Source organism: Micromonospora sp. WMMD1082, assembly GCF_029626175.1.
GTDB lineage: Bacteria > Actinomycetota > Actinomycetes > Mycobacteriales > Micromonosporaceae > Micromonospora.
This window is the reverse complement of the sequence record NZ_JARUBM010000002.1, coordinates 5879234-5901676: the sequence shown is the minus strand read 5'-3', so window position 1 is coordinate 5901676 and position 22443 is coordinate 5879234. Positions and strand designations below refer to the sequence as shown.

The following is a 22443-nucleotide window of genomic DNA, read 5'->3' as shown; positions in this document are numbered from 1 at the left end:
TCCTCAGCTTCTCGGCACGTCGATGTCGGTGTCGGTCAACGCGATGGCGTCGGCCCCGTTGGCACCCTCGCGCAGCGCGCGGATCGCCACGCGGTTGGCCTCGGCGTCGACGGTGCAGGGATGGCGCCGGCCCAGGTAGCGCAGGCAGGTGTGATACGTGTCCTCCTGGATCCGGACGGCATCGGTGAGATCACCCCGGGCCGCCAGGTGGCCGGCCTGGGCCGTGGTGGCGGTCAGCGTCCACGGATGGGTGTCGCCGAGGCGGGCCCGGAGCGTACGCAGGCCGCGTTCGCCGTCGCGGACAGCCTGGTCGTACTCGCCGGCGCCACGCTGGAACAGCCCCAGGTTGACCGAACAGACGGCGGTGAACGGATGCCCGGTCTCCAGTTGCCGCTCGTAGCCCCGCAGGCAGCGGATGGCGTGCTCGACGGCGATCCCGGCGTCCCCCGCCCGGTAGTAGTCCACCGCCATGCTGAGCAGGCTGGCCCGGGTGATCGGATGGTCCTCGCCGAACCGGTCCCGGTAGCCGCGGAACGTCTCGATGCTGCGCTTCTTCGCGGCGATGGCAAGCCCGAGCCGGCGCTCGGTGACCGCGAGGCTCCGGTTGACGCGCAGCTCGTCGAGGTGACTGGCGGACCGCAGCTCGTGCACCCGCTCCAGCGTCTCGCGCAGCGTGACCAGCGACAGCTCGCACTCGCCGGCTTCCCGCTCCAGCGTCCCCACCAGGCACGACGCCCGCCATGTCGCCGGTTCCTCCGGCCCGAACAGCGACATCCACCGGGCGAGCAGCTGGTGGGCCAGCCGCAGTGCCTCGCGGGCGTCGCCCGTCAGCTGGAAGGCGATGGCGAGATTGTTGATCGCCATCAGGGTGTTCGGGTGGTCGTCGCCGAGCACCTCCTGGTAACCGAGGAGGGTGGCCTGGTCCTCCACCCGCGCTTCCTCGAACCGGCCGAGGCCACGCAGGTCACCGCCCCGACCCCGGCCCACGATGAGGGTCCGGAAGTGCCGCAGTCCGTGGCGGCGACGCTGCTCGCTGAGGACCCGCTCGTCGAGGCGGAGCGCCTCCTGGTGCTTACCCAGCACCCGGTGCAGGTTGGCGGTCTGGACGAACAGCCGCATGGTCAGCTGGTCGAAGTCGCCGGTGGCCGTCCACCGGTCGCACACCTGCTGCGCCAACCGCACCGCGGACTGCCAGGCGTCGCTGTCGCCGAAGAAGAACAGGTAGCGGACCTGTTTCACCACCCAGTGCCGCACCGACGCCTCCTCGGCCGTCAACGCGCCGGACGGCACGAGATGCCGCTGCAACTCCTCGAAGACCGGTATGTAGCGGCGGTCGTCGGCCTCCGGGTCCGTCGGCGCGTAGCCGGCCAGTCCCCGCAGGACCTGGCGGTGGCGCTCGCGGCGCTGCGGCTCGGGCATCGCCTCGCGCAGCAGGACCTGGATGGCCCGGTGCATCCGCAGCGCGGCACCACGCCCCCAGTCGATGTCGAAGAGGGCGAACCGCGCGCCGACGGTCAGCACCAGGTCGATCTCCCCGGCGTCGAGCAGCAGCTCCTCCGGATCGATGCCGGCCGCGGTGGCGAGTTGGGTCAGCATCGGCACCGACCGCAGCAGGGGGAAGCCGATGCCCTCCGGCGAGAGGAACGCACCGAGTTCGGCGACCCGGATCGCCAGCGGCCCGAACTCGACGTCCCGCAGGGTGTCCAGCGTGATGTCCAGCACCCGGGCCACGGTCGAGGTGCGGGAGCCGGGGATCCGCTCGGCCGGTTCCTCCTCGCCGGCCGGCCGCCGCAGCCAGTCCAGCAGCTCGGCGACGCACCGGCCGACCGCCTCCAGGTTGGGCACGCCCTCGCGCTCAAGGGCCCGGGTGCGCTCGCGGATCCACGCGGTGGCCAACCGCAGCGCCAGCGGTAGGTGCTCCACCGCGGCCGCGATGGCCCGCGCGTCCTCGGCGCTGATGCCGAGCGTCCACCGCAGCATCGCGGTGCTCTCGTCGCCGGTGAACGCCGCTACCTCCAGCGGTGCCGGCAGGTTGGAGGAGCCGTCGTCGCGCGAGGTGAACAGCACGTGCCCGGCCCCGGTGCGGGGTAGCAGTCCGGCCAGCACCTCCGCGTCGTCGGCGTTGTCGTAGATCAGCAGCCAGCGGGCGATGGCACCGCGCGGAGCCGACAGGGCGGCCACGGCCGCCTCCGCCGCGCCGACGCTGTCGGCCACGTTGATCTCCTGGGCCAGCTCACCGAGAGCCGCCTGGACCGTCTCCCGGTCCTGCGCCGGAATCCACCAGACCACGTCGTAGTCGTAGGCGAAGCGGTGGGCGAACTCGCGGGCGATCTCGCTCTTGCCGACGCCGGCGCCGCCGGTGAGGGTTACCGGGCCACCGCCGTCGGCGAGCTGGTCGCGCAGCCGTTCGAGGTATTCGCCGCGACCGACGAAGGACTCGTTGCGGGGTGGCAGGTTGGTCCGCAGCCGACGCTCGGCCTCGGCCGGGTATCGCGGCGCGGTCCGCAGGTCGCCGGTGGGCTGCGCGGGTGCGATGAGGCCCAGCCGGCTGAGCAGCAGCGGCTGCGCCCGCGCCCCGTCGACCGCTCGCAGGTCGATGACCCGGCTCGGATCCAGCTGTTCGGGGGCGTCCCCGCTGGTCAGTACGCCGAACAGCTCGACATCGGTGTCCTGCGCGGCGGTCAGGCCGGTGCCGAGGGCTTGGACCACACCCCGCGACAGGATGGCCAGCACCGTGGCGTCCGGGCCGTACGCCGGCACCACCCCTGAGCGCACGGCGTGCGGCTGGACCTGGGCGTTCGCCCGACGTAGCTGCCCACCGATCCAGTCGGCGAACGGCCGGTCGACGGGCTCGTACAACACGTGGATCTCGTCCGCGCTCTCGGCCCGGTCCAGCAGCACGCCCCGGCGGTACCGGCGACGGATCCGCTCGGGCACGTCGGCCGCTCGGGCCACCGCGCCACCGCTGATCCAGGAGGCCATCTGCTCGTAGGCCGCGAGGAGAGTGTTTTCGCTGCCCGGCGTATCGGCCAGCACGGCCAGCACATCGTCGTAGGTGTCGTACGCCTGCTCGGGCACCTCCACGATCTCCACCGCGGAGGCACCGGCCAGCCCGGCGATCGACTCGTCGAGCAGGTTCGCGAACGCTTTGCGGGCCGAGTCGCGGGCCGCGCCGTACCACGGTTGGCTGACATCGCGCAGCGTCGGCGCCGCGAGCACCCGGATGCCGCCGGTGGCCTCCCGCAGCAACTGGCCGGCCAGATCCGCCGCCTGCTGCATCGCCTGCCGGCGGGGCGGTATCGAGACCACCGCGACGTCGCTGAGCATCGCGGTGTAGCTGATGCCGGGCAGGGTGAGGTCGACCGGGGTGTCGATCAGGACGTAGTCGTAGCCGCCGTGCCGCAGCAGTTGCCGGGCCCGAACCGGGTCGACCTCCGGCAGGGTGTTGACGTCGAGGCTGATGCCGATCATCGCGAACCCGAAACTCGACCCGGATATCGCGTACTGGTAGAGGACGCCCTGTTCCGGTGCGGTGGGTGCGGCCACCGACGCCCGATGCACGGGCGGGTCCGGGTGCGGGCTGATCAGGGCGGCGAGCTCCGCGCCGAGCACCCCGGCGGCCGGAACGGCGTCCACCCGGAACGAGCGCAGGTAGTCGTAGACCCGGGGTGTCTTGGTGCACCAGTCCACGGCGAGGACCCGTTTGCCGTGGGAGGCGAGGATCCAGGCGATGTTGGCGACCGCGCTGCTGCGCCCCGTGCCGCTGGTGGGCGAGACGAACGAGACGATGGTGCAGCTGCCGACCGTCTCGTCCCGGCCGGGCGGGCCGGCACGGTCGCGGGCGGGTCGCTGCTGCGGGACGTCACCCGGCACGACCGGGGCGTCCTCGCGGTCAGTCGTCGCCATCGATGGCGCTCTGCCAGCCCGCGTACTGGTCGCCGGCAGCGCCGCTGCGGCGCTGCAACCGGTGCAGCGCGGCCAGGAGAACCTCGCTCGGCACGGCGTCGAGCGCGACCATGTCCACGTCGGTCAGATCGATCAGATCGGAGCGCAACGAGTCCTCCCCGGTGTCCATCCCCCGATCACCGCCTGTCTGCATCTCGCACAATGATCGCGCCGCCTCGCAACCCCGGACACAGACCGTTGGCCGGATCCGCTGCGTACGCCCATGATAACTGTATGACGTGGTCGCCGGACGGCTGCCCACCGCCCGGCGCACGCCACCGCCGCGACGGTCCGGTCGCGATCGCGCCGCGAGTCGGCGAGCCGGGACCACACCGAACACGGGGATTAGAGCGCCGAACGTCGATGTATGCTGTGAGTTCGTCGACCACGGCCAACCGGCCGCAGCCAGGGCGGTGAAGCTCCTGATGCCCGGATCCGACGACGGTCGCCGGCCGGCCGGCGGCGCCGCCACCCGCCGCGCTCCGCCTGTCCCCTTCCGCCAGTTCGTGCTCAAGCTGCACAGCCGCTGCGACCTGGCCTGCGACCACTGCTACGTCTACACGATGACCGACCAGCGGTGGCGGGATCTGCCCCGGGCCATGCCGCAGCGGGTGCTCGACGCGACCGCCCGCCGGATCGGTGAACACGTCCGGGCGCACCGGCTCGACCGGGTCTCGGTGATCCTGCACGGCGGCGAGCCGTTGCTGGCGGGACCGGCACGGATCGAGGCAGCGGTGTCGGCCATCCGACATGGCGTGGCACCCGTGCCGGTACGGCTGACCGTGCAGACCAACGCCACCCGGCTGGACGAGACGTACCTCGACCTGCTCGACCGGCTCGACGTGCGGCTCAGCATCAGCCTCGACGGCGACCGGGCCGCGCACGACCGGCACCGGCGCGGGCCCGACGGGCAGGGCAGTCATGCCCGCGTCGAGACCGCCCTGCGTCGACTGACCACGGGGTACCCACACCTGTTCAACGGGCTACTGTGCACGGTCGACCTCCGCAACGACCCGGTCGCCACGTACCTCAGCCTGCTCGCGCACCGGCCGCCGACCATCGACTTCCTCCTGCCGCACGGCACCTGGAGCACTCCCCCACCCGAGCGCCCGGCGGATCCGCGCCGGACTCCGTACGCCCGATGGCTGATCTCGGTCTTCGACCGGTGGTACCACACGCCGGGCCCGCCGGTCCGGATCCGACTCTTCGACGAGATCATCCAGGTGCTCCTCGGCGGCACCTCCCGGCTGGCCGGGGTGGGCCTGAGTCCCGTGGTGGTGGCGGTGGTGCAGACCGACGGTGAGATCGAGATGGACGACACGCTCGCCGCCGCCTACTCCGGCGCGGCCCGTACCGGGCTGCACGTGCAACGGGATCCGTTCGACGCCGCCCTCGACCTGCCCGCGGTGCGGTCCCAGCAGGATCCGGTGCAGGCGCTCTGTGCGACCTGCGGCACCTGCGACCTGCGCCGGGTCTGTGGCGGCGGACTGCGCACCCACCGCTACCGCGCTCGCAACGGCTTCGACAACCCCTCGGTCTACTGCCCCGACCTGTACGCCCTCATCGGCCACATCCGTGACACGGTGCGCCGGGACGTGGCGACGCTGCCCAGGGCCGCGCGTTGATCCCGTCGGTGCACCGGGTGCCGAGGGCGGTCCTCGACGAGCTCGCCGCCGGTCGTGGCGGCGCGGAGGCCGTGGCGCGGCTGCGGGCCGCGCAGCACAGCAAGACCCTCCTGCTGGTACGCGCGCTGCTGGTGCTGCTGCGCGAGACGGCGCACCCCGACCGGACGGCGGTCGAGGCGGCGTACCGCGTACTGGCCGAGGTCCCGCCGCAGGACCGGGTGGCCGCACTCGCCCATCCCCCCGTCGCCGCCTGGGCGTTCGGCACCGTGTCGCTGCTGGACGCGGGAGACGCGTCAGCGGTGTACCCGGGGCTGTTGGCCGCCGTGGCGGCGACCGCGGCCGTGCACGCCGGCGCCGACGCGGACCTCGACGTCCCACTCGCCCCCGGCGCGGCCGGTCGGCTGGAGTTGCCCGGCCTCGGCACGGTGACGCTCCCGGTCACCGCCGTCCGGGCGCGGATCCGGACAGCCGGCGGGCACGCGCGGGTGTTCGCCGCCGGAGAGCAGGTGGACATCGACGCCGGCCGGTCGACCGACCGGCGCTGGCTGCCGCTGTCCCGGCTGGACATCGCGCACGGCGGGCTACCGCTGTCCCTGCTGCTGGACACCCGGACGTGGCGGTACGTACCGGGGTTGGACGGCAACCGTCGGTTCGGCGACGGGTCAACCGACGCGTGGCGGTCCCACCTCGACGGTGCATGGCGGATCCTGGTCGAGCATCACCGACCGGTCGCCGAGGAGATCTCCGCCGTGCTCCGTGCACTGGTACCGATCCCCGCGCCCCGCCGCAGCATCCGCAGCGGCACCTTCCACCACGCCTTCGGCTCGGTGGCCATGTCGCTCCCACCGGATGCCCGGTCCACGGCCGCGGCGCTGGCCCACGAGATCCAGCACGCCAAACTGGCCGCGTTGACCGACCTGTTCGCCGTGCTGGAACCGGGTTCCCCGGAACCGGGCTCGACAGAGCTGTTCTACGCACCGTGGCGGACCGACCCGCGGCCGTTGGACGGCCTGCTGCACGGGGCGTACGCCCATCTAGGGGTGGCGGGTTTCTGGCGGCGGCAGTCGCGGGTGACCGAACCGGGTCCGGCGCGGCACCACGCGGAGGTCCGGTTCGCTCGGTGGAGCAGGGCCGCCGCCCACACCGTTCGGGTGCTGGCCGCGCAGCGGCGGCTGACCCCGATAGGTCGGCACCTGGTGGACGGCATGGCCGGTGTGCTCGCCCGATGGCTGGCGGAGCCGGTCCCCGCGCGGGCGACCGCCGAGGCCCGCCGGCTGCTGGCCGCCCACCGGGCCCGGTGGGACGGGCGCCGGGCGCCGACCGGCTGACCACCCGTCTCGCCGTGCTCGACTACGCTGGGTCCATGGGGGAGGATAGCGAGCAGCCAACGCGTCGTGAGTGTTTCGTGATCGCCCCGATCGGCCCGGAGGGCTCGGACATCCGCAAACGCAGCGACCAGATCCTCAAACACGTGATCCGCCCGGTGGTGGAGGAGCGCGGTTTCATCGCGGTACGTGGCGACGAGATCGAACGCGCCGGTCTGATCACCTCCCAGGTGCTGGACCGCATCATCCGCAACGACCTGGTCATCGCCGACCTGACCGACCAGAACGCCAACGTCTTCTACGAACTGGCGGTCCGGCACGCGCTGCGCAAGCCGTTCGTCCAGTTGATGGCGAAGGAACAGCAGCTGCCGTTCGACGTGCAGGGCATGCGGACCATCCTGGTCGACCACACCGACCTGGACAGCGTGCACGCCGCCAAGGAACAACTCGGCCGGGCCATCGACGCCATCGGCCGGGAGGCGGACATCGTCACCCCGATGTCCGTCGCCCTCACCCTGCAGGAGCTGCGCGGCTCGTCCAGCCCGCACGAGGCCGGCCTGTCGCAGGTCATCGAGACCCTGCCGCAGATGATGGACATCCTCCAGGACCTGCAACGTCACCTCGGCACCGGCGGGTCCGGCGTGGTGTCGACGGAGAACGACGACCATCGGCGGCTGCGGACGATGGTCGAGTCGCTGGCCGCGCGGGGCGGGGTCACCGAGGACGACCTCGCCGGCCTGCTCGGCGGCGGCAGCAGCAAGTTCGAACGGTGGGTCGAACACCTCATCCAACGGGCGCGCGGCGCCAACAGCCATCGGCCCGCCTGAGCGCCGGCCACCCGCTGGCGGGTGGCCAGCGACCGCGACGACCCCGGTGCTCAGCCCGACATGACCCGGGCGTGCAGGTCGGTCACCACCTTCCGGGCCGACTCGAACGCACCGGCCTGCCAGGCGATGTAGTGGCTGAGGTGGTCACCGGCGAAGTACACCCGGCCGTCCGGTTCCAGCAGCCGGCCGTAGTGACCGCCGCTGGTCCTCGACGGCCAGGACACCCAGCCGCCCTCCGAGTAGCGGGTGCGTTCCCAGGCCACCGAGAACGACGTCTCCAGCTCGGTGCGGTACTTCTCGCCATGGATCTTCACGCCCTGCGCGACGGCGCGGGCCTCCCGCTCGGCGTGCGTCAGCGCGGCGTACGACTGGGCGTTGGCGCCGAAGTTGTAGTAGCCGACGACCAGGCCCTTGGTGCCGTGGTAGCCGTAGGACGGGTACCAGATGGTGGCGAGGTCGAGGTTGGTGTTGGTGATGCCGGAGTAGATGTTCTCGTCCTGCTCCCACCACCGCCGGCCATACTGCAACCCGATCTTCCCGGTGGTGTTCGGGACCGGGTAGCCGAGCGCGTCCTTGACCAGCGGGGTGAGATTCGACGGGATCTTCGCCAGCACCTGCGGCGGAATGGTGCAGACGCAGAAGTCGGCGGTGGCGGCACGCGGCCGGCCGCCGGGCCCGCGGTAGACGACGGTGACGCCGGAGCCGGCATTCGCGATGGACTGGACCTCGGCGCCGTAGCTGATGGCCCGCCGGCCCACGGCCTCCTCCAGGGCGTACGCGATGCGGTCCATCCCGCCGACCGGCTGGAACATCAGCATCGCCTGGTCGTAACCGAACTCGAAGGAGATGTATCGGCCGACGCCGCTGGCCAGGACATCCGCGAGGGGGTACGGCGTGAGCCTCGGGGTGCCGGCCTCGAAGCCGGCGCCCGGTTCGACCTCGTAGCCGCGCCGGTTGGTGCCCGCGTACCGCCAACTGGCCGCCGGATCGCCGGCCACCCGGCCGCCGATCGCGCCGAATCCGCGCAGGAACTCCAGCAGCCGTTCCCTGTCCTCACCGGTCAGGTAGCTGTCGAGGGCGCCCTGGTCGGTGGCCTTGGCGAGCAGCTCGGAGACGTAGCCGTAGACGTCCGCCTTCGCCTCGCGGTGCCGGATCGGCGTGCCGGAGAGCGGGCCGGCGTTCTCGTTGACGTAGTAGGCGTCGGCGTTCTGGTTGCCGAAGATCTCGATCGGTACGCCCAGTTCCCGGCAGTAGTCGAGGGTCACCATGTGCTGGGCGATGCGCGCCGGGCCGGCGTTCAGATACTGGCCGGGACTGTACCGGGCACGCTGGGTGTGCCCGTCCAGGTCGGTCTCGGTGGTGCCGCCGCGGACCGTCCAGTTGCGCCCGCCCGGTCGCGTGCGCGCCTCCAGGATGCGCACCTGGTAGCCCGCCTTGCCGAGTTCGTACGCGGTCGCCAGGCCGGCGATCCCGGCGCCGAGGATGAGGACGGACTTCGACGTCCGCCCGCTCAGGGTGAAGTCGGACCGTTCGGGTGCCCGGAACGGCGGTGCCGCCTGTGCGGCGGGCGCCAGACCGAGCGCACCCATCGTGCTGTAGAGGACACCCGCTCCGCCGGACACCCCGACGGCCTGCAGGAACTGACGCCGCGTCGTTGGTCTCGTCACCGCCGCCTCCCTCGCAAGATCGAAAGCTGACGATCTCAGTGCGGCGTTTCATCGACGTAGCCCATTCGTAACACCTGTTTGCCGGCCCGCGTCTGTTTCGATCTCCTGCTCCGCACGGGCTGCGGCATGTCGCGCGATCATCCTTGCGGGATGGCGCGACATGCCGTAACCCGTGAACCGTCCCGCCAGCGGGCGATCGTCTTCTTGTACGGCTCCGGCATGTGCAGGCCCGGCACCTCGTCGTATGCGAACACCCCTAGTTCCTTGTGTTCGGCTGAGTATTCGAGAGCCTCGTCCCCCACGTATCTGGTGCCGTAGCTGACGATGAAGACATGCCGGGCCGGCGTGATGGCGTAGACCCAGGTGTCGATGATGCCGACCTCGCCGATCGTCAGCCCGATCTCCTCGGCGACTTCCCGGCACACGCCCTCTTCGGGCGTCTCACCCACCTCAAGCTTGCCGCCGGGCAGTTCCCACTCGTCCCGTTCGTTCCTGAGCAAGGGCACCCGGCCGTGATAGTCGACGACGAGCTTCACCGAGATCGGCAGCTGATACTCGAAGTACCCCGGGTTCCGTTCGACGAGGTACGGGGGACGGTCGGTCATGCAAATCCTTCCAGCAGGGCACGCACTCAGCACCCGGTCAGCAGCACGGCGGCCACGTCATCGGCCCGCTTGAACCGCCCACCACCGCGCTCGGGCCGGTGCTCCGCCTCCCGAATCAGCTTCTCCAGATGCGGCAGGCCGTGTTCAAGAGCATCGCGAACCAGGTTCGCCCACTCCGGGTAGATCCCGTAGTCGGTGACCAGCCGGGCGAAACCGTCCGTACAGAGCAGGACGCTGTCGGCTGCACTCCAGGCGCCGCCAACGCGGTGTGGACGCAGCACCCGGCGTGGGTGGCCGGAGAAGACGGACTCGCTGTCTCCGGAGGTCATGGTGTGCACCCGTCGCTCATGCATCGCGGCTGTCACCCGCTGCGGATCGGGCTCGCCCGCCGCGACGGCCGCGGCCTCCCGGCGGTCGAAGTAACTGGTGGCCAGGACGACGGGCTCAGGGCCTACCACCACGGCCGTCGCGTCGCCGATTCGACTGATGTCGAAGCGGGGCCCCTGGTCGACGCAGAGAGCGACCGAGCAGGCGGGCGGCACCCGGCTGGCCGGAAAGCCCAGTGCCGCCTGCCGGCTGGCGACATCGTCGGCGACTGCCTCCAGCAACACGGTGGCCGAGTCACGGTATCCATCCGCACCGGCATCGGCTAGCTGCTGGGCGACAGTGTCCACCAACCACTGCACGTCGCTGGCGGCGGGAAGGACGGCTTCCTGATACAAGTCGGTGGCACCATCGATGACCCAGGCGAGGGTGCCCCGGTAGCCGACGCGGTCCTCATTCGACCGCGCGCCGCCCGCCGTGGACACCACCGTTCGCACCCTCACCGCTCGCCGCCCTTCATGACATCCAGGAAGCCGGTACGAAAATGCCTGCCCCGATCAGTGCGCCGCCGAGCACGACCGCAGCGGCCACGCGGCGGATCCGGCTGTTGTTGACAAGAGAGAACGTACCGAATACGACGCCGACTGCGCCGGACGCCACAAGCATCAGACGGACACCCTCGACCCCGGCGCTCTGACTCGCGATGTTGCCGGCCGTGGCGATGAACGCGACGACCGCTGCCAACAGACCGAGAAGTTGGAGCTGCTGCGCCTTGAACTCGGACAACTCGGTGCGGAAGCGTTCGTGTGCCTGTGCCCACCGTGCCCGCTCCTGCATGAGATCAATGCGGACCCGGGTGGCCTGATACTGCGTCAGTCGGCGCAAGAAGTCGCGAGAGGTACGCGGCTCCAGTTCGATCGCCTGGGCGACAGCAGCCCGTGCGGCCTCGAACTCTCCCCGCAGCGCCAGCACTCGACCCTTCGTTTCGAAGTAGTGGGCAACCCCGCCCTGCGACAGGCTGATGGCCCGGTCGACATGGCGTTCGACCTCATCGAGGTCGCGCGTGCGCTCGGGCGCATCCAGGCGTTCCAGGTACTCGACCCAGAACGCGGCGAGTTGGTGCACCACCGCGGGGATCACCGGCATAGCGGCGACCGCGTGTCGGGAGTACTCGACCGCGCTGCGCAGGGAGGCGAGGTCACCTCGGGTACGGGCAACGATTGCCCGGAACGTGTGAAAGTACGGTTCGGCTCCGAACTCACTCTCGTGCTGGCGAACGGTCGCAGCGTACTCAGCGTGGCGTTCCTCCCGCCGCAGCCGAAGCAGGAGTGCGTAGAGCGCCGCGAAGCGCGTGTGGGCTCGGGTGGTCCGATCGTTGAGGATCTCCCGCAGAGCCGGCTCCTGGTCTGGATGTGCCTCCATGACCTCACGAATGGCCAGCGGAAAGCCAGCGTCGGTCGGCCGCGTTTTCGCCAACGCCGCCGCGAGCCGGGCTCGCGCGATGCGTGACGGGGAGGACGATCTGGATCTAGGAATTCGCAAACCGGAACCCCCGGTTCAGCCAGGCATATGGATGGTCGCTCTTGACGTTCGCAAGCAATCGCACCAGGCATCGACTTCCCTTGAACGCCGTCCGCCCGTGCAACACGCGATGGTTGTGGATGAGGTATCCGTCCCCGGCGGCAAGGCTCACGGTGTTCGCGGTCGCCCGGATCAGGTGGCGAAGTGCCGCCACGGCATCCTCCCGCCCGTCGGTTCCGTCCGGATGAGCGACACGGTCGTCGCGGTAACGCATACTCGCGAAACCGGCCCGGATATCCACGACGGCGGAACCTGATCTTCCCTTCGAGGTAATCAGCCTCAGCTCGGCGATCGTCGGGCCAGGAATCTGCTGCTGGAGCAACCGCAGCACGCGTGCGCCGTCGACCAGCAGCGACTCTCCGCCATCGGACGCTGGTGCCAGCATCACGGCGGCCACCAGACTGGGTGGCTCTTGCTGAAGACTTCGATCCGTGTGCGGAGACAGAAGGGCGCGGGAGAAGCCTGATCCGTTCTCAGCGCTATCGAGCAGATCACGGGGTGCGATGAGGGTCAGCCCTTCGCGCGACTGATGTGGATGGTCGATCGGCTCCGTCCAGTCATCGAGTAACTCCTTGACTTGGGGGACGCCGCCCTGCCTGACCAGGACGATCCCGTCGCGAGCAAGTGCGGCTGGAACCAGACCAGCATCTATCTCGGCCGCACCGGCATCCAACAGCCGCATGGTCCGCCCAGCAGTGGTCGCAGCTCAATCATCCAGAGACATCGATTGTAGTGACGGCACGGTCATCGACGAAGGCCGAGGGCTACCACGACCGCCGCCGAGCAGGCGGCTGACTTTCCCTCATCGCATAGATATACTTCGCTACATCCGCAACCGGTGCCGGTGGCCGTCCCCATCGGGCCCGACGTCGCGACCGTCCAGCCCGACCCCGCCGGACCGGACCAGCCCTGGAAGGAAGCAGATGACCCGTGCGTTCCTGCGGGCGGCGACCGTCCTCGCCGCCGCGCTTCTCGCCACCACCGTCATGGTCAGCAGCGCCGCCGCCAGCGCCGCCTCCCAACGCTTCTCCGTCCCCTCCGGAGACAACTGCACCTACGGCTACACCGAGGGTGTCATCGAATGGCGCACCCTCACGCCCGCCAGCGCGGTGCGACTGACCGGAGTCGTCGTCGACCGGCCCAGTGCCGACGAGCCGATCATCTGTCGCGACGACCGTCGCTACACCATTGCCACCTACGTCGCATACGTCGGCGAACGCCCGATCGACGAGGCAGCACAGCGGGTGGACAACGGGGTGGTGAGATTCGACTTCGTTCTCGGCGCCAGCGCCTCCGTGCTGGGCATCGACCGCGTTGTCATCCAGGTCTGCCGGACGTCTCTGGACCGGCCCAGCATCGGGCCGGACTACTGCGGCCGCGAACACACCTTCCGGCCCACCTCGTTCGGCCCCTACGGCTCGTGACAGCACCGTAGGTCGTACAGCTGCGGCATGTCGCGCGATCGCCCCTTGCCGGACCGCGCGACGTGCCGCAACTCGTGAACCGCCCCGCCAGGGCAGCCACACCCGTGGGCCCCTGAATGTGCGGGCGTCACGTCCCGGGGACGGCTCACGGCCGGTAGCATGCGGGCATGAGCTCAGAGGCGGTTGGCAGGTACATGCCCCCGGTCGTGACGCTCGATGACCTCACCGCCATGATGGCTGAGGACGAACACCACCGGTACGAGATCAGCCCTGAGGGAGTCCTCTCGATTATGCCGCCGCCGGGGTACGCCCATGCCATCATTGCGACCCGGCTCATGGTGTGGTTCGCCCAGGCCGGGGTGCCGGCGGACCGAATCGCCCAGGCCGTGGGACTGCGCGTCCCCGGCCGTGATGGCAGCGTCGGCGGGCGCATCCCCGATTTGGTCGTCTGGAGCAAAGTCCAGGCCGACGGAGTATGGCTACCTGTCGCCGACGTGCTCCTCGTCGTCGAGATTATTTCGCCCGGCTCCGAAGGCACTGACACAGTTACCAAGCGCAACGAGTACGCCGCCGCCGGCATCCCGCAATACTGGGTGGTCGACCAGGATTCCGCACAGACCGTCACCATGCACCACCTCGATGGCGACCGATACACCGCCCGGGCGACGATGCCGCTCGCCTGGCTCCTCAACACCGATCCGACAGAGCACGACCTCGGCTGAGCTTCAGCCGAGCATCTCGGGTGCCTTTGCGTCGCTCCCCTTGGCCCGTTCCGCGCGGCGACCCTGACCAGCACTGCCGCCACGCCATCCTGGCCGTCCGGCCCGACCTCGACATCTTCCAGGCAAGCGACAGATCGAAGGCGTCCACGCCAGCACACCTGCAGGCAGCGCGCGGTGGTCGAATCGGCCCACGTCGCCCGCGGGCAGGTGCCGTCGTCCCGACAGTCAGGACAGCGGTGACGAGGAGATCATTGTCCCTTCCGGCGGCACGGACTGAACTCGTCCGACGAAGGATGCCTTCTCCCCGGCCGCGTCCCTCGGTCCGGACGTAGCGGCCCGCACGCTGGTTAGGCACCGAGGTTTACGACGGCCGCCGCTCGGGCCGCTCGTAGACGAGCGCACCGTCACATCGCGAGGTCACCCGCCTTCATGGCTTAACATTCGAGGACCTCGGCAACGGTACGCAGAGCGGTTGAACTCAATGATCAAGTCCGGAGAACTCGTCGGCCGGCAGGCCTGAGCGTGCTGGTTGCCGACACTTCCGAGCAGGATTCCTAGTTGGCCTAACGCCAGGAACGGCTCACCGAGGGGCCTTCCATGATCCGCGAGCGACCAAACCTGGCCTGGGCGACCGGGGTTGACCTACGAGGAACGGAGTGCTCGAATCACTGCGATCCGCCGCCGCGCGGATCATCCAATCCGACGACTCCGGCGGGCGGGAATCTGATGGCTGACTCTCCCTACAGTCTGGCAGGCGCACGCGAAATTCTGTCTGGCCCGGACGACAAATGGGCCAAGACCTTGAGCACGCTCCTCGGCATCGGGGTGCTCGCGGCCGGCCCCGTCGGCCTAGCGACTGGTTCGGGTGTCGTTATAGCAGCCTGGGGATGGGTCGACCAGAAGAATGAAGTTGTCGATCTCCTCCGCAAACTGGTCAAAGTAGGTCTCGGTCGGCTGGGGGGTCGGCGGTCACCAGAGAGACCCACCGTTCTTGCCGCTACTCATACTGCTCTGGTGTATGGAGCCTTCTTTGCCGCAATCCGCGAGACTCTCGGTCCTGTTTATGACCAGATCGACCTGCGCGACGAGGACAAGCAACGACTCACCGATCGAGCTGCCGCCTCCATGGCTCAAAAACAGCTGAGCCACACGCTCGCTACGGCCCAAGTTCCGCTCCCATGGGCGGGGTGTGGGTATTGCGCCAACCGTGACAGCTTCATCTCCTCGCTGTACGAGGAACTTGCCAGCCTGTGCATCAAGTTCTTCCAGAACTTTGCCGTCTGGGATAGGGCCGAGGTTGTGAGCCCGGTGGAACCTCTGATCGATACCCTCGTGAAGCGGGCGGTACGCCGGTACGACGCAGAGTACAAGCTTCTGGCTGCGGAGGTCCGAGAGTTCGAGATCTGGGCATTGCTCGGTGAGCACGCGGCAACTCAGGCAGTGGTGGGCCAGGCTGCGGACTCGCTGGTCAGGTTGGAGCGCCTGATGGTTTCTCTGGCCGGGGTGGTCCAACAACACGCACACCAGGTCAGGCAAGTCAGCGCTGATTTTAATCGAGCAATCTTGAACGAACCGCTGGTCACCGCTGGCATTTCCGATGATCTTCCCGCACTGAAGGTGCCCACCGTAGGAAACGGCTACCTCAGCCCGCCTTTTCGGTGGACGGTGATCGATCACGATGCCCAGCCTGCCGACGAATCGTGGTGGGCGCGGACAGCGCCCGTGGATAACGACCTAGATGCCTTTTTGGCTGCCTACTTCTCCTCGCCCCAGAGCCACGAGCGGCCGCTGGTGGTACTCGGGCACCCCGGTTCGGGAAAAAGCATGTTCACAAAGGTGTGTGCTGCGCGTCTCTCCAGTAGCAACGCGTTCTCCGCGGCGCGGATCCCTTTGCGTCAGGTGCCTGATCCGAACGCCCCGCTCTACCAGCAGGTGGCCGCCGTCCTCGGTAAGGCGACCAACGGCCGAGTTTCCTGGCTCGAACTCAGTGACGCGTCCGCCGACGCCACTCGAGTGCTGCTCATCGATGGCCTCGACGAGTTCATGCAGGCATCGGGCACGTCAGAGTCGAACTATCTACAGAATGTGGTCGAATTCCAGCGCATCGAAGCCGTCACAGCCCAGCCCGTAGCGGTTGTCGTCACATCGCGGACCTTGGTGGCCGATCTCGCCCGCATTCCCGACGGTTGCCTGGTCATCAAGCTGGAGGACTTCCGACCCGAGCAGGTGGCCGCCTGGCTTGAGATATGGGAAGCCGTCAATCCCCAACTACGACACAGCGAGCTGGCCGGGATACCACCGGCCACGTCCGTCCTGTCGTACGGAGATATCGCCCGACAGCCACTCCTTCTGCTGCTCTTGGTTCTTTACGGCGTCCCCAACGGGCTTCCGCCGATGGAGAAAGATTCAACGCCGGCGCAAATTTACGGCGGGATCCTACGTAGATTCATCCGGCGTGAACTAAGCAAGCCGACGGATGTCGCGCCGACCGGGAGCGAGGAGACACAGGTCCACGCCGAACTTTGGCGGCTGGGCATCGCCGCCTTCGGCATGTTCAATCGAGGCAAGCACTACATCGAGGAACAGACACTCCTGGAAGACCTGCACGCCCTGGATCCGGCATCCCGGCAGCGCCAGAACCCGCGTAGAGGGCCCTCGCTGAGCGCCGCGCGCAGGGTACTCGGAAAGTTCTTCTTTATCCATGCCTCTGAAACAGACGAGGGTTCGGATGGACGGAGCTACGAGTTCCTGCATGCAACCTTCAGCGAGTATCTGATTGCCTACCTCACCATGACGGAACTCGACGAGCTCTGGAATTCGCGCGATCGGCCGTCCTCGCAGAACTGGGACGATGACCGCCTCTATGCGCTCCTATCGCATCAGACGCTCAACTCGGGCGGCTCGGCCGTCCTTCCGTTCATCGAACAACTGTATTCAGATCCCGATAGCGCTTCCCGCGCTGGACAGATCCTGCGTCTCCTGCTAAGCGAGGCCGAAAACCGATGGGACAGCGGCCGATACGGCGCATACTGTCCTTCGTCGGGCAACTACGTCGAGCGCTTCGCCATCTATACGGCCAACCTGATGCAGCTCTTGCTGCATGTGACGAATGATCCCGTGGTGCTCGCCTCCATCTTTCCGAAACGGCACGACTGGTGGGTGCGGCTTGTCCGGATCTGGCAAGGACATCTCGGCATCGATTTTCTCGGCACGATGTCCCTCGCCGAGACGGAACTGGCGATTCTTCGTGGTGAACCCGAGGACGATCAGGCGGTAGTACACGCGGAGTGGCTCGCTCTATCTCGCATCGATCGGGTGATCTTCAATGCGGGCCACGGTGTGGTCGGCAACAGCTATGCGATCGGCAGCCCTGATCCTGAGGTCCGTGTCATGGGGCATGCAGCGCGTGCTTACGTGGACCCGCAGGCGTTTTGGCAGAGTCGGCGGAGCGTGGGTGAACTTATCCATGCAGACGCAGAACGAGGGCCAGCTAGCTACAGTCTCGAATTATTGGCGGCTCACATTGCGCACAGTCCCGAACTCTTCTCGGCAGAAGACGCCACGCCGCTGGCGCTGCTTTGCATCGAAAAGGCCTTTCCGCCTCTGCATTCGTGGCCGCTGTCGCTTGTTGTCGCGCAATATCCTCAACTTTTTGACAGGCCAGAGATCGAGGCATATATACGCGAAACACCCACTCTCGGCCCAGTCTTTACCGCGCTGCTCGCTGGGGCGTTGGTCTGGGAAGATGAGTGGTTGGCTGCTGAGAATATTCTCGCCCGCGCGCCACAGATTCTGCGTGAAGCGGCCGTTGCCCTACGGCCGTGGATCGACGGGATGGCTGGTCTTGTCGACAAGCGGCGGCAGGTACTCGTCGTGGCTGGGCAGTTGGTCGTCATGGCAGAAGGCTTGATGCCAGAGGACGGGGACCACGGCGAAGTGTCACAGGCGTTCATCCCTTAGCCGTCGGCAGTCGGCAGTCGGGGATGAGACCGACTCATCCCACTCGGATGACACCGGACGGTCAAATGTTCAAGAGACCTGACGTGGCCGCCCCGTTCACCGATCTGGCGCAAGGTCCGCTCCTCAGCGATATCAACCCCGGCAACCCAGATCACCAGCGGGATCGTCTTCGGCAACCCGCCAAGGACGTCGAGTTCACCGAGCCCGAACTGTACGACTCGCCGTCCTCCAGCGGCGTTGAGGTCGCGCTCGGCTGAACGTCACTGCCCCACCGTGCGGCGTCAGTTGTTGTGCTGCCGCAGGTCTGGGCCTAGCCTCCCATGATGTCGATCGATATCACGGTCGGCAGGCCCAGATCGTCGCTTGCCGGGCACGGGCGACCGGTCGGTCGGTGAACTCGAAGGAGCGACTTCATGGCAGTGCGGCGGCCGTCCGGCCCCACGCCCCGATCCAGGTTCGCACTCGTCGCCGCCGCGGTGGCCACGGTCGTGGCGGGATCCCTGACACAGGTGCCCGTATCGACATCAGCCGCGTCGAAGGCCGACAGCGTCGTGGTCAGCGTCAAACAGCCGCGGCAGACCATCCGCGGCTTCGGCGGCATGACCCACACGGCGTGGATCGGTGACCTGACGCCGTCCCAGCGGGACACGGCCTTCGACAACGGCCCAGACGACCTGGGGTTGTCGATCCTGCGGATCCCCGTGCCGGAGGACCGCGCCGACTGGTCGAACGACCTCGCGACGGCGCAGGCCGCGTCGGCCAAGGGTGCGCTGGTCATCGCGGCGCCGTGGAACCCGCCGGCCGACCTCGTCGAGACGTTCGAGAAGGCGCCGGTGCTGATCGGCAGCGTCTACGAGGCGGAGGACGGTGCGCTCGTCGATGCCGTCACCGCGACCTCGGCTCCGGGCTTCGACGGCACGGGTTACGTCGACTTCACGGCCGCCGCCGGGGCGAGCGTGCAGTGGGACAACGTCGTCATCGGCTCCGCCGGCCTGAAGACGTTCGGGTTCCGCTACGCGCTCGCCAGCGGCACCCGCACGCTCGACCTGTACGTGAACGACGAGCTCGTCGCGGGCGACGTCGAGTTCGAGGCGACCGGCAGCGAGTCGACCTGGGACATGAAGCTCGTCCACGTGCAGATGACGCCGGGGATGAACGTCGTGCGGCTGGAGACCACCGGCGACGGCGGGCCGAGCCTCGACAACCTGACCGCCGCGCCGTACTCGGACGCGACGCAGGCGATGCGGGTCGCGCACGACAAGTACGCCGAGTACGCGCAGCATCTCAACGACTTCGTGGAGTACCTGCGCGCCAACGGCGTCGAGCTGTACGGCATCTCGGTCCAGAACGAGCCGGACTACGCGTTCGAGTGGACCTGGTGGACTCCGGAGGAGATCGTGCGCTTCCTGCGCGACTACGCGGGCGTGATCTCGACACGCGTCATCGCGCCGGAGTCGTTCCAGTACCGCAAGGAGATGTCGGACCCGATCCTCAACGACCCCGGCGCACTCGCCAACCTGGACATCCTCGGTGCGCACCTCTACGGCACGCAGTATGCCGACTTCCGGTACCCCCTCTTCGAGGAGAAGGGCGCCGGCAAGGAGCTGTGGATGACCGAGATCTACACGCCCAACAGCGAGACCGACTCGGCCCAGCGGTGGCCCGAGGCGCTCCAGGTCGCGGAGCACATCCACCACTCGATGGCCGACGCGCAGTTCCAGGCGTACGTCTGGTGGTACATCCGCCGCAACTACGGCCCCATCCTGGAGGACGGCACGATCAGCAAGCGCGGCTACATGTTGGCCCACTACACGAAGTTCGTGCGGCCCGGAGACGTCCGCGTCGAGGCCACCAGGGAGGCGCGGCCCGGCGTACTCACCTCCGCCTACCGGGGCGCTGACGGCACGGTGACCGTCGTCGCGGTCAACACCAACACCACCGCCCTCAAGCAGCGAATCCACCTCGTGGGTACGAGCGTGTCGGGGATCGACTCGTGGGTGACCGACGCGACCCGCAACCTCGCAGAGGTGCCGGACCCGAGGGTGACCGGCAACCACTTCACGGCGTCCCTTCCGGCCCAGAGCGTGACCACGTTCGTGCTGCAGACCCGACTACGGCACGGGAACCCCAGGTAGGCGATCCGTCAGCCCAGGGCCGGCAGGGGACGTGGGCGGTGTCAACGGCGACCTACGCGCGGGGTCAGGCAAACAGCGCGTTGATCTCCGCGTACGTCAGATCCTGTTCCAGCGACGCGTACGTGCCGCCGGCCAGCAGCTCGCGCGTGGCGCGGGCGGCCAGGCCGAGCGCGGCCTCGGCGATCGCCGTACCGACGCTGATCCGCCGCACCCCCACCGCGACGAGCTCGGCGATGCTGGGTGTTCCCGGCCCGGCCATCGCGTTGACCGGCAACGCGATGGCCGCGGTCAGCCTCGCCAACGCGTCGATGTCGACGAGGCCCGGCACGAACAGGCCGTCCGCTCCCGCCTCGGCGTAGCTCTCCGCACGGGCCAGCACCTCGTCGAGGCGAGACGCCACGTCTCCGACCTGGCGCAGATACACGTCGGTCCGCGCGTTGAGGACGAAGTCCGGCATGTCCGCCGCGTTCGCGGCCTCGCGCCCGGCCCGGATCCGTTCGGCCTGCTGCTCGGGCGGCAGGAGCGTGCCATCGGCGGCCCGCGAATCCTCGAGGTTCATGCCGACGACCCCGCTGTCGATCGCGTCCCGGACCGTGCGCGCGACGTCCTCAGGCGCCGGGCCGTAGCCGCCTTCCAGATCCGCGGTAACCGGAACGTCGACGGCGTCCGCGATACGGCGTACCGCTTCGATCATCTCCGCGCGGGCAAGCCCTTCACCGTCCGAGCGCCCCCACGCCCAGGCGACACCACCGCTCGTGGTCGCGACGGCCACGGCTCCCGACCGGACCATCACGGCCGCACTGGCCGCGTCCCAGGCATTCGGCAACACCAACGCCCGCCCGTTGCTCAGCTCGCGGAACCTACGCGCCTTCAGATTGCGCCCCGTGCTGGTCATACCGTCAGTCCTCCCAATGCCCGATCATCGACGTACGGGCGGGCCGACGAGCCCGGCAAACGCCCGGCCTCCGCGTTCCCGCCCGCTCAATACTCGGTCCCTCTCGGGACCGCGTCTGGCTGAAATCGGACCTGACGGCGGCCGGCCTGGATTGGGCGGGGTGGCGGCGGACAGCCGGGTGCGGGCACGCCGTTACCTTCTCGACTGCGATAGCGCGGCAACGTTGACCAGCACCGGACGGAACGCGCCATCCCGCCCGTCCGGCCCGATCTCGATGCCTTCGAGCCACACCCACTCGCCCGCGTACCACTCGCTGATGTCGGGCCTGGCCCGGACGATCCGGAGCCGGAGCGGCCCGGTGGCATGCCGGTAGTCGGGCTCGGCGAGCCGGACCACGTCCCCCGCCGCGACGGGCAGTCGCGGGATGACCGGCAGGCGGGTCACCGTCGGCGTCGCCTCGACGGGGCCGGGCGAGCATCCCGGCGGCCGAGGTCGAGGGCCGGCGGCCAGCGCCGCCCGCCGAGCCCGCAGGATCAGCCGGTTGCGGATCTGCGCGGGCGACAGGTCAAAGGCGCTCATCGCAGGTACGCCCGCAGGCAGCGCATCAGGATCGCGTCGGCCCAGGCCGCCCGGGGGCAGGTGCCGTCCACGCGGCAGTCCGGGCATCTGCGGGTACGCGGATCCTCCGTGGGGCTGCGCCAGTGCAGATCGGCCAGGCGATTCGCGCGTTCGAGCTGGGCGGCAGTGAGGCCCAGACCGTCCGGCGGCGGAGCCTCGACCGGCTCACCGGCCGACGGCAGCTCACCGGCCGGCGTCACGAACCCGCCCCGGTTCCGCCCGCCGGGCAGTTGCGGGTCGTAGCGGGCCGCACGCTGATTCCGGCCCGGCGACGCCGGCCGCTCCTCGGGCCGCTCGTAAACGAGCGCGCCGTCGCACCGCGAGGTGAGCCGCGACTCCGGTACGGCGTGCTCGACCGCCGCCGGCCCGGTCAGATCCAGCGCGACCTCCCCGGGCCGCAAGAACCACTTCCACCGCCTGCCCATTCCGCCACGCCTCCCCACCACCCAGGCACCACCACGCGGGTAGCGCGGCGGCCGACTCGGGGGATGATCCGGCCGCCGCGCTGTGGCCATCTTTTGTCGGTACGCAGTGGAAACGCAACGCCGGAGGACGCGATTTCCCGCTTTCCCGCCAACTTTCTTTACCGCTACCACTCCATGTTGCACAGATAGATGGCGGGAGGTTGCAGGGCGCGGCCAAGACAATGCCAGAAACCGCGCGTGGGAATTGCGCGGTGATGGCTGTTGTCGGGGGTGTCTTGTATGGTCAGAGGCGCAATAGCTCTGGTGCGCACGGCGCTCGGAGAAATCGATTATCAGGCAACCGTTCCACGTTTCACCGATGGCAT

18 protein-coding genes are annotated in these 22443 nt (G+C 68.9%); 8 read left to right on the top strand and 10 right to left on the bottom strand.

What is annotated here, in order from left to right; all coding sequences use genetic code 11:
* Positions 1–3: 3 nt before the first annotated feature.
* Together fxsT and fxsA are read right to left on the bottom strand one after the other, a co-directional pair.
* On the bottom strand, positions 4–3906 hold the full coding sequence (gene fxsT / locus O7615_RS27240) for an FxSxx-COOH system tetratricopeptide repeat protein (protein ID WP_278180633.1): 3903 nt from the start codon (positions 3904–3906) through the stop codon (positions 4–6).
* On the bottom strand, positions 3893–4075 hold the full coding sequence (gene fxsA, locus O7615_RS27235) for an FxSxx-COOH cyclophane-containing RiPP peptide (protein WP_278180632.1): 183 nt from the start codon (positions 4073–4075) through the stop codon (positions 3893–3895). The genes fxsT and fxsA overlap by 14 nt, the downstream gene beginning before the upstream one ends.
* A 295-nt stretch (positions 4076–4370) precedes the next feature.
* Here fxsA and O7615_RS27230 point away from each other — a divergent pair, with 295 nt between their 5' ends.
* Genes O7615_RS27230 through O7615_RS27220 form a run of 3 tightly spaced genes read left to right on the top strand, consistent with a single transcriptional unit; the run spans position 4371 to position 7722 of the window.
* A complete protein-coding gene (locus O7615_RS27230) occupies positions 4371–5570 on the top strand; it encodes an FxsB family cyclophane-forming radical SAM/SPASM peptide maturase (protein WP_278180631.1) in 1200 nt (399 codons plus the stop codon).
* Positions 5571–5587: 17 nt separating this feature from the next.
* Positions 5588–6898: an HEXXH motif domain-containing protein gene (locus O7615_RS27225; RefSeq protein WP_278180630.1), complete on the top strand. Its 1311-nt coding sequence runs from the start codon at positions 5588–5590 to the stop codon at positions 6896–6898.
* A 35-nt stretch (positions 6899–6933) separates the two neighbouring features.
* Positions 6934–7722 carry a hypothetical protein gene (locus O7615_RS27220; protein WP_278180629.1) on the top strand — a complete coding sequence of 263 codons (789 nt, stop codon included), beginning with the start codon at positions 6934–6936 and terminating at the stop codon, positions 7720–7722.
* 50 nt (positions 7723–7772) lie between these two features.
* Here O7615_RS27220 and O7615_RS27215 read toward each other — a convergent pair whose 3' ends face one another.
* The 5 genes from O7615_RS27215 to O7615_RS27195 form a co-directional block, all read right to left on the bottom strand.
* A complete protein-coding gene (locus O7615_RS27215) occupies positions 7773–9389 on the bottom strand; it encodes a flavin monoamine oxidase family protein (protein WP_278180628.1) in 1617 nt (538 codons plus the stop codon).
* A gap of 137 nt (positions 9390–9526) precedes the next feature.
* A complete protein-coding gene (locus O7615_RS27210; protein ID WP_278180627.1) occupies positions 9527–9994 on the bottom strand; it encodes an NUDIX domain-containing protein in 468 nt (155 codons plus the stop codon).
* Positions 9995–10020: 26 nt separating this feature from the next.
* Positions 10021–10806: a protein phosphatase 2C domain-containing protein gene (locus O7615_RS27205; RefSeq protein ID WP_278180626.1), complete on the bottom strand. Its 786-nt coding sequence runs from the start codon at positions 10804–10806 to the stop codon at positions 10021–10023.
* Between the two features lie 28 nt (positions 10807–10834).
* Positions 10835–11740, bottom strand: coding sequence for a hypothetical protein (locus O7615_RS27200; protein ID WP_278180625.1), 906 nt, complete (start codon positions 11738–11740; stop codon positions 10835–10837).
* A 106-nt stretch (positions 11741–11846) separates the two neighbouring features.
* Positions 11847–12572 carry a TauD/TfdA family dioxygenase gene (locus tag O7615_RS27195; protein WP_278180624.1) on the bottom strand — a complete coding sequence of 242 codons (726 nt, stop codon included), beginning with the start codon at positions 12570–12572 and terminating at the stop codon, positions 11847–11849.
* Between the two features lie 250 nt (positions 12573–12822).
* Here O7615_RS27195 and O7615_RS27190 point away from each other — a divergent pair, with 250 nt between their 5' ends.
* From O7615_RS27190 to O7615_RS27170, 5 genes are all read left to right on the top strand, one after another.
* Entirely contained in the window at positions 12823–13323 is a 501-nt protein-coding gene (locus O7615_RS27190) for a hypothetical protein (protein WP_278180623.1), read from the top strand.
* A gap of 167 nt (positions 13324–13490) precedes the next feature.
* Positions 13491–14045 carry a Uma2 family endonuclease gene (locus tag O7615_RS27185; RefSeq protein ID WP_278180622.1) on the top strand — a complete coding sequence of 185 codons (555 nt, stop codon included), beginning with the start codon at positions 13491–13493 and terminating at the stop codon, positions 14043–14045.
* A 597-nt stretch (positions 14046–14642) separates the two neighbouring features.
* Positions 14643–18005, top strand: coding sequence for a hypothetical protein (locus O7615_RS27180; protein WP_278180621.1), 3363 nt, complete (start codon positions 14643–14645; stop codon positions 18003–18005).
* Between the two features lie 83 nt (positions 18006–18088).
* On the top strand, positions 18089–18262 hold the full coding sequence (locus O7615_RS27175; RefSeq protein WP_278180620.1) for a hypothetical protein: 174 nt from the start codon (positions 18089–18091) through the stop codon (positions 18260–18262).
* A 156-nt stretch (positions 18263–18418) separates the two neighbouring features.
* Positions 18419–20140: a carbohydrate-binding protein gene (locus O7615_RS27170; RefSeq protein WP_278180619.1), complete on the top strand. Its 1722-nt coding sequence runs from the start codon at positions 18419–18421 to the stop codon at positions 20138–20140.
* A 64-nt stretch (positions 20141–20204) separates the two neighbouring features.
* Here the strand turns inward: O7615_RS27170 and O7615_RS27165 are convergent, their stop codons facing one another.
* From O7615_RS27165 to O7615_RS27155, 3 genes are all read right to left on the bottom strand, one after another.
* Positions 20205–21035 carry an isocitrate lyase/phosphoenolpyruvate mutase family protein gene (locus O7615_RS27165; RefSeq protein WP_278180618.1) on the bottom strand — a complete coding sequence of 277 codons (831 nt, stop codon included), beginning with the start codon at positions 21033–21035 and terminating at the stop codon, positions 20205–20207.
* A 192-nt stretch (positions 21036–21227) separates the two neighbouring features.
* Positions 21228–21614, bottom strand: a complete 387-nt coding sequence (locus O7615_RS27160) for a hypothetical protein (protein ID WP_278180617.1) — start codon at positions 21612–21614, stop codon at positions 21228–21230.
* Complete coding sequence (locus O7615_RS27155) at positions 21611–22078, bottom strand: hypothetical protein (protein ID WP_278180616.1); 468 nt, start codon at positions 22076–22078, stop codon at positions 21611–21613. The genes O7615_RS27160 and O7615_RS27155 overlap by 4 nt, the downstream gene beginning before the upstream one ends.
* Positions 22079–22443 lie beyond the last annotated feature (365 nt).